This is a genomic window from Pantoea sp. SIMBA_079, from assembly GCF_046940275.1.
Lineage (GTDB): Bacteria > Pseudomonadota > Gammaproteobacteria > Enterobacterales > Enterobacteriaceae > Pantoea > Pantoea borealis.
The window spans coordinates 1-287 of sequence record NZ_JAWRYR010000178.1 but is presented as its reverse complement, the minus strand read 5'-3'; the positions used below and the strand labels follow the sequence as shown (position 1 = coordinate 287).

Below are 287 nucleotides of genomic sequence, written 5' to 3'. Positions count from 1 at the left end.
GGGTAGGCTTCCCAAACCGCCGCAAAGTACAACGACGCCCCCTCCCCCGGGGTCAACCAATACGGGCGTTTGCGCACGCTGCCACGCCATTCGTAAAAGCCGTTGGCCGGCATCAGGCAGCGGCGCTGGCGAAACGCATCGCGAAACATCGGCTGTTCGGCCAGCGTTTCGGCGCGGGCATGGGCAGGGGTGCGGGACAGGTCGGTGAGCCAGGCCGGGGTCAACCCCCAGCGCGCCTTGGCCAGTTGCTGCTGGCCGTCAAGCTGACGCTGGATCAGCACCGACGC

Annotated in this window: 1 protein-coding gene; it reads right to left on the bottom strand. The window is 67.6% G+C overall.

Annotated elements, in window-relative coordinates:
• A partial coding sequence (locus SB719_RS19610; RefSeq protein WP_412159662.1) for an SOS response-associated peptidase family protein occupies positions 1 to 287 on the bottom strand: 287 nt, incomplete at both ends.